A 13,024-nucleotide genomic window follows, 5' to 3' on the forward strand; every position below is an offset into this window, starting at 1 on the left:
CGGTTTCGATTTTCCGGCACCCGTATCTGCCCTGTTGTCTGCGCATCCCGTTATTCAGCAAGACTGGTGCCGAAGTTGAAGGAGCAATGCCATGAAGTCGCGTACCAGAGCCGTTGTGATAGGGGGCGGGATCGCCGGATGTTCGACGCTCTACCACCTGACCCGGGAAGGGTGGACCGACGTGGTTTTGGTCGAACGGAATGAACTGACCTCGGGCACGACTTGGCATTCGGCGGCGCAGGTCACCAATTTCGGCATGAACCAGACGATCGTCGGCCTGAAATCGCATTCGATCCGTCTGTACAAGGAGCTGGCTGACGATCCGGATTACCCGATCAACTATCATCACGCAGACGGTGGGATCCGTCTGGCCAACACCGAAGGGCAGATGCAGGGCTATCGTCACTTTGCGTCCATGGCGCGGGGGATGGACGTACATTTCGAGGTGATAGACGCGGATGAATGTGCCCGGAGACACCCGTTGATTTCGACCGACAATCTCATCGGTGGGCTTTGGGATCCGCTGGACGGCGACATCGATCCGGCGCAATTGTGCCAGTCCCTTGCGCGCCGGGCACGCAAGGCGGGCGCCGAGGTGTATCGAAATACGCCGGTGACCGCGCTGACACAGCACAGCGATGACACCTGGACCGTGCATACCGAGCACGGGGATATCGACTGTGATGTCGTCGTCAACGCCTGCGGCTACAGGGTCAACGAGGTCGGCGCCATGATGGGTGTTCATCATCCCGTGTCGTCCATGGAACATCAGTATTTCCTGACCGAAGAAATCGAGGCCATCCGGGATGCCGGACACCGGATGCCGCTGCTGCGCTGCCCGATCAGCGATTACTATTGCCGGCAGGAAAAGAACGGCCTGTTGCTAGGGTTCTACGAGCAGGGGTGCAAAACCTGGGGTATGGACGGGATTGATCCGAACTTCGTGAACGCATTGTGCCCGGATGATCTGGACCGCGTGACCGATGTGCTGGAAGGGGCCTTTGCGCGCATGCCCGCCTTGATGGAAGTTGGTATTCACACCGTGGTCAACGGACCGATCACCTATACCATTGATGGTGCCCCATTGGTCGGTCCGATTCCGGGCAAGCGCAACGCGTACTGCATCATTGGACTGCGGGCCGGGCTGGGTGAAGGTGGCGGTCACGGGTGGTTGCTGGCACAGCAAATCGTGCATGGCGAGGCATGTTATGACACGTGGTGCCTCGACCCGCGGAGGTTTTCGGGTCATGCCAATGTGGAACTCACCGCGCTCAAGGCGATTGAAGATTATCAGAACGAATTCAGGTTCCACTTTCCGCATGAACATCGCCCCGCGGGCCGACCCGCCAAAACGACCCCTTTGACGCCTGTTCTGGCATCCGAAGGGGCCGAGTTCACTGTGGTCAACGGATGGGAAAGGGTGGACTATTTCAAACCCGATCCCGATTTCTCGCCAACGCTCAGTTTCGATTTTGACGAAACCTTCGATTTGGTGGCCGCCGAAGTCGAAAGCATTCGAACCGGCGTCGGGCTTGCAGAGGTAAACGGGTTCAACCGTATCGAGATCACGGGACCGGACAGGCACGCATTCCTGGATCGGTTGTTTTGCGGGCTTGTTCCTCGGCGTGAGGGGCGTGTCGGGTTGGGATACCTGTTGAACGACCAAGGTATGATCAAGGCAGAGGCGACGGTTGCCAATCTGCCCGCCAGCCACAGGGGGGCGGCCCGCGTTTGGTATGGTTCCGCCGCGGCAAGCGAGTTTCACGACATGGATTGGTTGCGCCTGCATCTGCGCAGCGATGAGGACGTTCAGTTGCGCAGCCTGACAAATGATCAAACCATTCTGGTTCTGGCTGGCCCGAAGTCGCGTTCTGTCTTGTCAGCCTGCGCCAGAGGAGATTGGTCGGCAGATGCGTTCCCGTGGCTCAGCGTGCGCGAGTGCTTTGTCGGTATTGCTCCGGCGACGGTCATGAACCTGAGTTACTCGGGCGAGCTGGCCTATGAAATCCATGTTCCAAATGCCTCGCTCTATGCGGCCTATCTTGCCTTGCGCGAAGTCGGCGAAACGTACGGGTTGAAACTGTTCGGTGCCAGGGCCGTTGAATCCATGCGCATGGAGAAGAGCTTTTTGCACTGGAAAGCCGATCTGATCACCGAATTTGATCCTTTTGAAACCGGGCTGGATCGGTTTGTCCGACTGGACAAGGGCGTCTTCGTGGGGCGTGATGCCCTGTTGAGACGGAAGTCCGAAGGACAACGACGCAAGCTGGTCCCCTTGCGCATCGATTCAACCCTTGGCCCGGCGCATCCCGGCGCATCACTGATGCAGGATGATACTGTCGTTGGCACCATCACGTCGGGCGAATGGGGGTATCGCACGGAGCTGAATCTGGCGCACGCTTTCATTCATCCATCCCTGGCGCAGCTTGGCCGCGAAATGGAGCTGGACAGCTGCGGGAAACGGATTGGTGCGACGGTTATCAGCCCAAGCCCGTACGACCCGGATTTTATGCGAATGAAAGCCTAGAATCGACCGTTTTGATCAACTTCTTCATTGCCGCGTGGGCAAAACTTTGCTTCGCTAGTTTCGAACAAATCGAAACAATGGTCGGTTGCCGTGTCCAAATCTCTGAGTCTTCGATGGCTGGAAGTGTTTCAGTTGATCGCCAAATCCGGATCGATTCAGCAAGTCGCATCAGAAACAGACTTGTCAATCAGCACGGTTTCGAACCACCTGCGCAGCCTTGAACGCGCGTTGGGGATTGAATTGGTCGACCATGGGCGTCGCCCGATGGGCCTGACGCCGGCGGGCGAGGTGTTTGCCCGCTATGTGCGTGAGGGTCTGACTGTGCTGAAGCGCGGTGAGGCCGAGATACGAACGGGAAACTGGCAGCATGCGACGGATCTGCGGCTGGCTTTGATCGATGACTTCGACAACCAGATCGCGCCCGACCTTGTTCGTTTTCTGGCGCAGGCTCTGCCGCGGTGCAATTTCCGCCATTTCACGCGCCCAAGCCACGAAATTCTTGCCAAACTTCAGGAACACAAGCTTGACGTGGGCGTCGCCACACGACCGCTTGGTCGTACCGAGGGGCTGATCGAATACCCGTTGATGAGAGACCCCTTCATCGTCGTGGTTCCCAACAAGTTCGAAGGATCCCCGGACGAGCTGTTCAACCCGGATGCCGATTTGCCATTGTTGAGGTATTCGCGTGACTATGTGATCGGCAAGCAGATTGAAACTCAACTGGCCCGAAGCAAGTTCAGCCTGCCCAACCGGTTTGAACTGGAGTGCAACCAATCCATCATCGGCCTGGTCGCGCAGGGCAGTGGCTGGGCAATCACGACCGCGGCGTGCTTTCACCGAACGCAGAGGTTTCACAACAGCGTAAAGGCCATGCCCTTTCCCGGCAGCAACTTCGTTCGCACAGTGTCGCTGTTTACAACCGAAGTATACCCGGCAACGACGTCGGAGCTGATCCAGAAGGCCATGAGCAAATTGATACGTCAGCATTTCACAAGACCGATGTGTGCCCGGCACAATTGGCTGAAGAATGAGTTCCGCACCATGGAGATAGAGGGCGTCTAGCCCAATCTGACCGGGTTGCCGAACAGCTGGTTGTTGAGGACGAATGCTCGGACGGCTTTGACTGGACAGGCGGTGCAGGTGTTTCGGAAAACCGGGCCGATGTTCAAATTGCGTTCTGCGCTGGTTCGGGTTCTTTCTGACGGGGTGTCGAATTCGTCTCGCCTCGGGCTCAAAGCGCTTCTAGTCTCTGAACCACAGGCAATCACGTCAACAGGAAGCCAAATGAGCTGGATCAGAACCATCCCATTCGAGCAGGCCACAGGCAGGCTGAAGAAACTCTATGACCGCGTCACGGGCCCGGGCAACAATGTGGACAATATCATGATGGCGCATTCGTTGCGCCCGCATTCGATGGAAGGGCACATGGCGATCTACAAGGCGGTGCTGCATCACTCGGGCAACAAGACACCGAAATGGTTTCTTGAGGTGCTGGGCGTGTGGGTCAGCTCTCTGAACCGATGCGGATATTGCGTCGAACACCATTTCGCAGGGTTGCAGCGGTTGCTGGCCAACGAAGAACGGGGAAGCGCGATCCGGGCGGCGATCGAAGCTCGCGATCCGGCCGCCGCGCCATTGGATGCAGCGCAGGTGGCGGCCATGACCTATGCGCGCAAACTGACCGAGGATCCGGGCGATCTGGTCGAAGCGGATGTGATCGCGCTGCGTACGGCAGGGTGGGATGATGGAGAAATCCTCGAGATCAATCAGGTCTGTTCCTACTTCTCTTATGCGAACCGCACGGTTCTGGGGCTGGGATGCTCGACAGAAGGCGACGAGTTAGGTCTGTCGCCCAACAACTCTGACAACCCTGACGATTGGGGGCATAGATGAAGCCTGAAACAAGGGGATCAGCGATCCGGTGCGCCAAACGGGCGCCAGCTTTGGCCATGTTGGCCGAGGTCGATTAGACGATCCAATTGAGGATTCAGGCAAGGGCCGCTCGGGCATAGCTTGAAAAACGACGTTTGTATCGGACCCTTGTATCCAGTGCGGAATTTGTGGGTTTTTGAGGCATCAATTTGACCCCAATCAAAGCGCATCCATGGCCTTTCTGCTAGCTCCTTTCCGGGACAACAGAAAAGGAAAGATTTCATGGAAGCCATTGCTCGGGTCGAAACAAATTCAACTCAGGTCAAGACCGGGCCGACGCCGGTTGCAGACGTCGCAGAGCCCAGCCCTGAAAAGATCCGGCAGGCGTTTGAAAGCGGCAAGTACCCCTATGGCCGCAAGATGGCGCGGTCGGTGTACGAAGAACAGAAGGCCAAGCTTCAGGCAGAGTTGCTGAAGGTTCAGTTGTGGGCGCAGGAAACCGGGCAGCGTTTCGTTCTGCTGTTCGAAGGGCGCGATGCTGCCGGCAAGGGCGGTACGATAAAGCGCTTCATGGAGCACCTCAATCCGCGTCAGGCCAGGGTCGTGGCCTTGAATAAACCCACTTGGGAGGAAAAGGGGCAATGGTATTACCAGCGCTATATTCAGGAACTGCCAACAGTTGGCGAAATGGTGTTCTACGACCGGTCCTGGTACAACCGCGCGGGTGTCGAGCGGGTGATGGGCTTCTGCTCTCCCAATGAATATCTGGAGTTCATGCGGCAGACGCCAGAGTTGGAGCGGATGCTGGTACGTTCGGGCATCCAGCTTTACAAATACTGGTTCTCGGTCACGCAGGAAGAACAGCAGCGTCGTTTCAAAAGTCGCGAGACGGATCCTCTGAAACAGTGGAAATTGTCACCGATTGACAAGGCCAGCCTCAGCAAGTGGGACGATTACACCGAAGCTAAAGAGGCCATGTTCTTTTACACCGATACCGCGGACGCGCCGTGGACGATCATCAAGTCGAATGACAAAAAACGCGCGCGGCTGAATTGTATGCGCCATTTCCTGTCGACGCTGGACTATCCGGGCAAGGATCACGACATTGTGGGTGAACCCGATCCGTTGATCGTGGGGCAGGCGCATCACGTGATTCACCGCTCCGAGCATATTCTGGGTACGACACTGCATCCGGACGCTCGTTAATCACGCCGGTGCCCGCCTGGACCGTGCAAGCGGGCACCGAGGTATCATGTTGACATTTTAGCGATCATCTCTTGTCTCGCGCCAAGCCCGCGCATATGGCTGGTGCGATGACAAAAGTGATGACATATCCGGCCCACTTTCGGGCAATTGCCGTGCTTGGCCTGCCGTTGATCGGCGGCCATCTGGCGCAGTTTGCCATCGGCCTGACCGACACCGTCATGCTGGGCTGGTACGGGGTCGAGGCGCTGGCAGCGGTTACCCTGGCCAGCAGCTATTATTTCGTTCTGTTTTTGTTTGGTGCGGGGTTTGGCTGGGCTGTCATGCCGATGGTTGCCACCGCAGCGGCAGAAGGGGACGAAACCAGCATTCGCCGCTCGACCCGCATGGGGCTGTGGTTGTCACTGCTATACGCTGCGGTGGTCATGCCGTTGTTGTGGTGGTCCTATCCGATCCTGATCGCCATGAAACAAGAGCCGCATATCGCTGAAACCGCGTCGGAATATTTGCGCATTGCCGGTTGGGGATTGTTTCCGGCTCTCATCGTTATGGTGTTGAAATCCTACCTTGCGGCCCTGGAGCGAACCCAGATCGTGCTGTGGATCACGGTTACGGCGGCGGTTGTGAACGGGTTTACCAACTATGCGCTGATCTTTGGCAACTGGGGCGCGCCGGAACTGGGTGTGATGGGCGCTGCGATCGCTTCGATCGCGACACAGGTCGTTTCACTGGTCGCGGTTGTCGTCTATGTCGTCCGGACCTTGCCGGAACACAGCCTGTTCCAGCGCTTCTGGCGTCCGGATTGGGAAATGTTCATCAGCGTGTGGAAACTGGGCGTGCCCATTGGCCTGACAACCCTGGCCGAGGTGTCGCTGTTTGCAACATCCGCCGTGATGATGGGCTGGCTGGGTCAGGTCCCGCTGGCCGCGCACGGGATCGCCCTGAATTTGGCGTCGGCCACATTCATGGTGCATCTGGGGCTGTCAAATGCGGCCACCATCCGGGCCGGCAACGCGTTGGGCCGCCGTGACAAGGCGCATCTGGAGAAAGGTGCGATTGCCGTGACAGGCATGTCGCTGGTCATGTCCGTCGTGACCGTCATCCTGTTCCTGACATATGCCGAGCCGCTGATTTCCCTGTTCATGGAGGCCGATGATCCGCAGCGCGGACAAATTCTGGCTATCGGGACAGGATTGCTGGCCATGGCTGCCCTGTTCCAACTGGTCGACGGGGCGCAGGTGATTGCGCTGGGACTGCTGCGTGGTTTGCAGGATGCCAAGATACCGATGGTTATGGCGGCGCTCAGCTATTGGGTGGTGGGAATTCCGGCGTCCTACTATTTCGGCTTCGTCCGTCAGATGGACGGCATCGGTGTCTGGCTGGGGCTGGTGCTTGGCCTGGCATTCGCGGCGGTGCTGCTGATGGCCCGGTTCTGGATGCATTCGGTGCGGCAGATGCTGGCGCCGGCGGAACCTGCCTAGTCTTTGCTCAACCGGTCGGCCTTTTTCCGAACCAGAACCGTGCGCAGATCGTGCATCGCCATCAGCAATCTGTCGGTTACATCCTCAAGCTGTTCGTCGCTTGCCTTGGACTGCGCCCATTGCGTTGTCAGATTCAGATAGTCGACAGCGCGGTGAATGTCGTCAATGTCGCGCTGGGTCAGTATGGCCCGGCGCTCGTTCATCCATTGGGCGATCTCTGCCTGATCCCGTTCGGACAAAACCCGTTGGCCGTGCGGCTTGACCTCACCGTTGCGGATGTTGATGACGGCGATCTGGTCCATCTCGATCCGGCGCTGGCGGTTTTCCGTATCGATCCGAAACACCACGGCCCCGTTTTCACGGATGCGAAAATAATATTCGGGCAGGTCGGCAGACATGTTTACCTCAGAGATGCACAAAAGCGCTGTATACGAGCGCAGGCTTCGGTCAGGGCTGCGTCGGACGTCGCATAGCTGACCCGGAAGTTGGGTGACAGGCCGAAGGCCGCGCCAAACACGACGGCGACATCCGCCTCTTCCAGCAGGGCCCTGGCGAAGGCTTCATCGTTTTCGATGACGGTTCCCGCGGGTGTCGTTTTGCCAATCAGCCCGGCGATCGAGGGGTAGACATAAAACGCGCCCTCGGGTGTCGGGCAGGTTATGCCGTCAATCTCGTCCAACATGCGCACCACCAGATCACGGCGGCGTTTGAACGTTTCATTGTTCGGGGCCAGAAAATCCTGTGTTCCGTTCAGCGCTTCCACCGCCGCCCACTGGCTGATCGAGCAGGGGTTCGAGGTGGATTGCGACTGGATCTTGCGCATCGCCGAGATAAGTTCGACCGGACCGGCAGCATAACCGATGCGCCAGCCGGTCATGGCGTAGGCTTTCGAAACACCGTTGCAGGTAAGCGTCCTGTCATACAGGCCGGGCTCCACCTCGGCAGGCGTGCAGAATTCAAATCCATCATAGGCCAGGTGTTCATACATGTCGTCCGACATGATCCAGACATGCGGATGGCGCATCAGAACATCGGTGAGGGCCTTGAGCTCATCCCGGCTGTACCCTGCGCCTGTCGGGTTCGAGGGCGAGTTGAAGATGAACCACTTTGTCCTTGGGGTGATGGCGGCTTCCAGTTGTTCTGCCGTCAGCTTGAAGCTGTTGGCCAGCGTCGTTTCAACAACAACAGGCTTTCCACCTGCCAGCAAAACCATGTCGGGGTAGCTTACCCAATATGGCGCGGGGATGATCACCTCATCACCATCATTCATTGTTGCCATCAAGGCGTTGTACAGCGTTTGCTTGCCGCCCGTTCCAACCGAGATCTGCACGGGCGTGTAGTCAAGCCCATGATCGCGCTTCATCTTGGCGCAAACCGCCTGCTTCAGTTCCGGAATGCCGTCCGGTGCGGTGTACTTGGTTTTTCCGGCTGCAATCGCTGCAACAGCGGCGTCCTTGATGTTTTGGGGGGTGTCGAAATCCGGCTCACCCGCGCTCAGGCCGATCACGTCGCGCCCGGCAACTTTCAACTCGGCGGCCTTGGCTGTCATGGCGATCGTGGGCGATGGTTTGACGCGTGACAGTGTCGCAGACAGGAAACTCATGGATGGCCTCGGTTTGTATGTTCAACCCGACTGTCATAGGGTGCGTCGGAATGACGATCAAGCCGTATGGACACTGTGAATTGGAGACCCGAATGAATGATGAAAAAGACTGGTATGGACCGGACTCTGCGACATTCGGGGACCGTTTGGCAGGCGCTCGCGAAGCGGCCGGAATGACCCAAGCCGAGTTGGCGCGCCGCCTTGGTGTCAAGAAGACGACGATCGTCGATTGGGAAAACGATCTGTCCGAGCCGCGCGCGAACCGATTGTCGATGATGGCGGGGCTGGTCAATGTCTCGATCATGTGGCTGCTGACCGGCGAGGGGGACGGCATGGATGCCCCGGTGGAAGAGGGCGAAGGCGGTATGGAACTGTCAACCGCCGTGGCTGAACTGCGCGCCATTCGGGGCGAGATGCGGGTTTGTGCCGAACGTGCGGCGCGTCTGGAAAAGAAAATGCGTCTGATGCTGGAGCAGAAGAATTGAGTGAACCCCGGGACGTACGCATCAAGCGAATGAAAATGCGATCCATGCGGCGCGGGATCAAAGAGATGGACATTATCCTGTCCGCTTATGCCGATCGCAACCTGGCCGATATGGATGCGGCCGGGCTGGATGTCTTTGACGCGCTGCTGCACGAAAACGATCAGGACCTCTATCAATGGGTCACAGGTCAGGTGCAGCCACCGGCGCAGTTTGCCAGTTTAGTTTCAAACATCGCGCAGACCTTTCAGAAATAAGAAAAAAACCGGCTTAACCGATTTTTCGGACTTTCAGGTCATCGTGTCTCAAACAGCACGACTGAATCGGAGGGTCGGATGAGTATGGAAATGCAGGTCTCCGGGCTGGAAGCCAAGGGGTTCATGACCAGCTATCTTGAGGCGCTGGCCCTGGTGGAACGGCTGCACCGGTTGCTGCTGGACGTCATCAAGGATGAATTCGAGCGCGTTGGCGTGCTGGAAATCAACGCGGTTCAGGCGCTGCTGCTGTTCAATATCGGCGATCACGAAGTGACGGCGGGTGAGCTGAAAAGCCGCGGCTACTATCAGGGCAGCAATGTCAGCTACAACCTCAAGAAACTGGTTGAGATGGGGTATATGCACCACCAGAGATGCGAGATAGACCGCCGCTCTGTTCGCGTGCGTCTGACACCAAGAGGCAGGGAAATCCGCAATATCGTGTCCGACCTGTTTGCGCGTCACGCCGAAGGATTGCAAAGCAGGGGCGTGTTGGAGTTGGAAGGTATCGAAGACATCACCACGTCGCTGCGCCGCGTGGAGCGATATTGGACGGACCAGATCCGATACATCTACTGACCAGGGTTGTGCGTCGGGCAGAACCTAATCCGTCCTGCACTGATGCACAGGCCTGGCGGCCTTGTTCAAATGCCGGTCCAGAGAACTGGCCCGCAAAAGCAGCGCTCAGGCGCGGATTTATTGCGGGTCTTCATCGAGCGCACCAATCTGCAAGCCGCTCAATTCCCGTTTCAGCTTTTTCCGCATGGCCCGTTCGAAATCCTCGAACCCCTGAGCGACTTCCAAAAAGGCGCCGGGACCATGCAGGACATTGTTTTCAAAAAAGGGAATCAGAAAAAGTTCGCCTTCAAAATCCGCCGCGTTGATCACGAGGCCATTGACCACCACATTCTGAAAAGCGAAGTGCCGATAGGCTATCCGTGGTCCGTAGCCATCATTGTTGGAACCATCTCCGGACAGGTCAATCGTTTGAAACAAGCAGTCGGGTGCCTGGTTCATCAAGGTTGACCCGTAAGCCAGGGCATAGCCCATGGCGGTCGCTGATCCGGTATCTGATCTCACAGAGGCACTTATCCGACCGGAGGCGAAAAGCAAGTCGGCAACATCTTCTATCAGCATCCAATTCAAAATGACGTGCTGGGTGGAACGACCGCTCCATTCGTAAACAGCCAAAGCAACCGGCATGGGAGAGGAAAAAAAGGCCTCCTGCACTTCGGGTGCGATCAGCGCAGCCGCCAAACCCTGCCGTTGCAGCACGTCCTCGGCCTCATCGACCGACACTGAAATGTCCATGGCCAATGCAAGGGCCAAACGACACGTTTCGGCCTTGATCGGGCTGGCCAGCGCGGCCAGCCCAAGCGTTATGACCCACCGGATCACCAGTGGCCAACGCTTTCCATGCTGGCCCAGGGTTCCTTCGGCTCCAGAGCATCGCCGTTTTGCAAAAGCTCGATCGAGATATTGTCGGGTGAGCGTACAAATGCCATGCGACCGTCACGCGGAGGGCGATTGATCGTGACGCCATTGTCCTGAAGGTGCTGGCAAACCTCGTAGATGTTGTCGACGCCATATGCGAGGTGACCGAAATGGCGGCTGTCGCTGGGAAGGCCGTCATCACCGTCCCAGTTGTAGGTCAGCTCGATCGGCGCATCCTCCTGCCCCGGAGGGGCCATGAAAATCAGTGAAAACCGCCCGGCGTCGCTGTCATAGCGGCGTGTTTCCTTCAAGCCCAGAAGCTTGTAAAACGCCATGGATTTTTCCAGATCCTTCACGCGGACCATGGTGTGAAGATATGTCAGCGCCATTTTGGCCATCCTTTTCGACTCAGTTTGCATTGAGCTTAGCGCGTCGACCTAATGTGTCGAGACCGCCGGGTCTGGCGAATTGAAATTTGCGTGGGTTGCGGCATATATCGCGGTTTCGATGTTGCGGCTGGCGAGATATAGTAGGGGGCGACTCATTGCCAGAAAGGAAAACCTGATGCCGCTGTCCGCTGACCAACAGGCCGAGATCGAAGCGCAACGTGCGCAATCGCATCCCACTCGTCGCGTCGTTTCAGCGGGAATGGAAGATCACCTGTACACCGCGCATCAGGTTCTGGATCACGGCTTTGTCCGCGTGATTGATTACATGGGCGATGATGCGGCCATCTGTCAGGCCGCGCGTGTGTCCTACGGCAAAGGAACCAAATCGGTTCAGAATGACGAAGGTCTGATCCGGTACCTGATGCGGCACTGGCATTCGACCCCTTTCGAAATGTGCGAGGTCAAACTGCATGTAAAGCTGCCGGTCTTCGTGGCGCGGCAGTGGATTCGGCACCGTACGGCCAATGTGAATGAATACTCGGCGCGATATTCAATTCTGGATCGTGAATTCTATATTCCCGCACCCGAACATGTGGCCGCCCAATCAGAGGTGAACAATCAGGGCCGTGGTTCTGCTCTGGAAGGTGAAGAGGCCGCGCGTGTTCTGGACATCCTCAAGGCTGACAGCGCCCGGTGCTATGACAATTACGAGTCGATGATCAGCCAGGACGGGCAACAGGGGCTGGCACGAGAATTGGCCCGGATGAACCTGCCCGCAAACATCTATACGCAGTGGTATTGGAAGGTCGACCTGCACAACCTGTTCCATTTTCTGCGGCTGCGCGCTGACCCTCATGCTCAATATGAGATCCGCGTCTACGCTGATACGATGTGCAAGATCGTCGCCGACTGGGTGCCCTTTGCCTATAAAGCCTTCGAGGACTACCGTCTTGGGGCCGTCAACCTGTCGGCTCAGATGGTTGAAAGCCTGCGCCGCATGCTGGCGGGTGAGGACGTCACGCAGGAAAGCTCGGGCATGACGGCTCGGGAGTGGCGCGAGTTCGAAGAGATCATTCGCAAATAGAATTCGAATTACCGCGCGCCTATTTTTTTCGGATTGTCATGCCAAGCGATCCATCGCCTAAGCAGAGTGTGGGCTTTTGCGACGCATGCACGATGACCTGAAACCGGAACGAAGGGCGTCGCAACGTGCCAGCGTCGCCCCGAGCGCACAATGAAAGCCTGGGAAATCCGGTTTGCGGGCGGGGCTGGGATCTGGTTGCGGGAAACCGGGGTATCCGACACCACTGCAACGGATATACACCATTGACGCCGCGCAAATGAACAATCCGCGCGCGGGTAATGGAACAGGCCCGGTAGGGGGTGGTTGACGGCCGGAAATTGGCCGCCAACCTTAATGGATTCATCCCGCAATCAGCGGGGATGTCGTTACAACGGCTTCAATTCCGCAGCCATTTGTCGGCCGTCGCGCCCGTCCTGCAACTCGTACGAGACTTTCTGATTGTCTGCGAGTCCGGTGAGGCCGGACCGTTCTACGGCCGAGATATGTACAAACACATCTTTGCCCCCTTCATCAGGGGCAATAAAACCATAACCTTTAGTGGTATTGAACCATTTCACGGTGCCGGTTGGCATGTCCCGTGTCTCCTTCTACTTGCGCATTGTCCCACAAATTGGTGGGGGCTGTGGTCAGCGTCGCCACAAAAAAAGACTGTTTGGCACTTTCTGAACAGTCCGTTTCGTGTGTTTCGCCTTTTT

14 protein-coding genes are annotated in these 13,024 nt (G+C 57.4%); 9 read left to right on the forward strand and 5 right to left on the reverse strand.

The window, feature by feature from the left end; genetic code table 11:
- Positions 1-91: 91 nt before the first annotated feature.
- The 5 genes from GS605_RS02720 to GS605_RS02740 all read left to right on the forward strand — a co-directional run bounded on the left by GS605_RS02720 (position 92) and on the right by GS605_RS02740 (position 7,083).
- Positions 92-2,527: an FAD-dependent oxidoreductase gene (locus GS605_RS02720; RefSeq protein WP_171722985.1), complete on the forward strand. Its 2,436-nt coding sequence runs from the start codon at positions 92-94 to the stop codon at positions 2,525-2,527.
- 90 nt (positions 2,528-2,617) lie between these two features.
- Entirely contained in the window at positions 2,618-3,589 is a 972-nt protein-coding gene (locus tag GS605_RS02725) for a LysR family transcriptional regulator (RefSeq protein ID WP_171631246.1), read from the forward strand.
- A gap of 222 nt (positions 3,590-3,811) precedes the next feature.
- Positions 3,812-4,420, forward strand: a complete 609-nt coding sequence (locus GS605_RS02730; RefSeq protein ID WP_171722986.1) for a carboxymuconolactone decarboxylase family protein — start codon at positions 3,812-3,814, stop codon at positions 4,418-4,420.
- 261 nt (positions 4,421-4,681) lie between these two features.
- On the forward strand, positions 4,682-5,605 hold the full coding sequence (ppk2, locus tag GS605_RS02735) for a polyphosphate kinase 2 (RefSeq protein ID WP_171722987.1): 924 nt from the start codon (positions 4,682-4,684) through the stop codon (positions 5,603-5,605).
- A gap of 107 nt (positions 5,606-5,712) precedes the next feature.
- Positions 5,713-7,083, forward strand: a complete 1,371-nt coding sequence (locus tag GS605_RS02740) for an MATE family efflux transporter (RefSeq protein WP_171722988.1) — start codon at positions 5,713-5,715, stop codon at positions 7,081-7,083.
- Here the strand turns inward: GS605_RS02740 and GS605_RS02745 are convergent.
- On the reverse strand, positions 7,080-7,481 hold the full coding sequence (locus GS605_RS02745; protein WP_171722989.1) for a hypothetical protein: 402 nt from the start codon (positions 7,479-7,481) through the stop codon (positions 7,080-7,082). The genes GS605_RS02740 and GS605_RS02745 overlap by 4 nt on opposite strands.
- 2 nt (positions 7,482-7,483) lie before the next feature.
- The gene (locus tag GS605_RS02750; RefSeq protein WP_171722990.1) at positions 7,484-8,686 is read right to left on the reverse strand and encodes a pyridoxal phosphate-dependent aminotransferase; all 1,203 of its coding nucleotides are present in this window, start codon (positions 8,684-8,686) and stop codon (positions 7,484-7,486) included.
- Positions 8,687-8,778: 92 nt separating this feature from the next.
- On the opposite strand from GS605_RS02750, the gene GS605_RS02755 reads away from it, so the two are divergent.
- The 3 genes from GS605_RS02755 to GS605_RS02765 all read left to right on the forward strand — a co-directional run bounded on the left by GS605_RS02755 (position 8,779) and on the right by GS605_RS02765 (position 10,001).
- Positions 8,779-9,171 carry a helix-turn-helix domain-containing protein gene (locus GS605_RS02755; RefSeq protein ID WP_170343832.1) on the forward strand — a complete coding sequence of 131 codons (393 nt, stop codon included), beginning with the start codon at positions 8,779-8,781 and terminating at the stop codon, positions 9,169-9,171.
- 29 nt (positions 9,172-9,200) lie between these two features.
- The gene (locus GS605_RS02760; RefSeq protein ID WP_171363041.1) at positions 9,201-9,425 is read left to right on the forward strand and encodes a succinate dehydrogenase assembly factor 2; all 225 of its coding nucleotides are present in this window, start codon (positions 9,201-9,203) and stop codon (positions 9,423-9,425) included.
- A gap of 78 nt (positions 9,426-9,503) precedes the next feature.
- Positions 9,504-10,001: a MarR family winged helix-turn-helix transcriptional regulator gene (locus GS605_RS02765; RefSeq protein ID WP_371807722.1), complete on the forward strand. Its 498-nt coding sequence runs from the start codon at positions 9,504-9,506 to the stop codon at positions 9,999-10,001.
- A 117-nt stretch (positions 10,002-10,118) separates the two neighbouring features.
- Here the strand turns inward: GS605_RS02765 and GS605_RS02770 are convergent, their stop codons facing one another.
- Both GS605_RS02770 and GS605_RS02775 read right to left on the reverse strand, forming a co-directional pair.
- Positions 10,119-10,820: a DUF1194 domain-containing protein gene (locus tag GS605_RS02770; RefSeq protein ID WP_171722991.1), complete on the reverse strand. Its 702-nt coding sequence runs from the start codon at positions 10,818-10,820 to the stop codon at positions 10,119-10,121.
- Positions 10,817-11,245 carry a VOC family protein gene (locus tag GS605_RS02775; protein WP_171631261.1) on the reverse strand — a complete coding sequence of 143 codons (429 nt, stop codon included), beginning with the start codon at positions 11,243-11,245 and terminating at the stop codon, positions 10,817-10,819. The genes GS605_RS02770 and GS605_RS02775 overlap by 4 nt, the downstream gene beginning before the upstream one ends.
- Before the next feature lie 175 nt (positions 11,246-11,420).
- On the opposite strand from GS605_RS02775, the gene thyX reads away from it, so the two are divergent.
- Complete coding sequence (thyX, locus tag GS605_RS02780; RefSeq protein ID WP_152458489.1) at positions 11,421-12,329, forward strand: FAD-dependent thymidylate synthase; 909 nt, start codon at positions 11,421-11,423, stop codon at positions 12,327-12,329.
- 365 nt (positions 12,330-12,694) lie between these two features.
- Here the strand turns inward: thyX and GS605_RS02785 are convergent, their stop codons facing one another.
- On the reverse strand, positions 12,695-12,901 hold the full coding sequence (locus tag GS605_RS02785) for a cold-shock protein (protein WP_152458488.1): 207 nt from the start codon (positions 12,899-12,901) through the stop codon (positions 12,695-12,697).
- Positions 12,902-13,024 lie beyond the last annotated feature (123 nt).

The organism is Ruegeria sp. HKCCD7559 (assembly GCF_013110575.1).
In the GTDB taxonomy this organism is placed as follows: Bacteria; Pseudomonadota; Alphaproteobacteria; order Rhodobacterales; family Rhodobacteraceae; genus Ruegeria.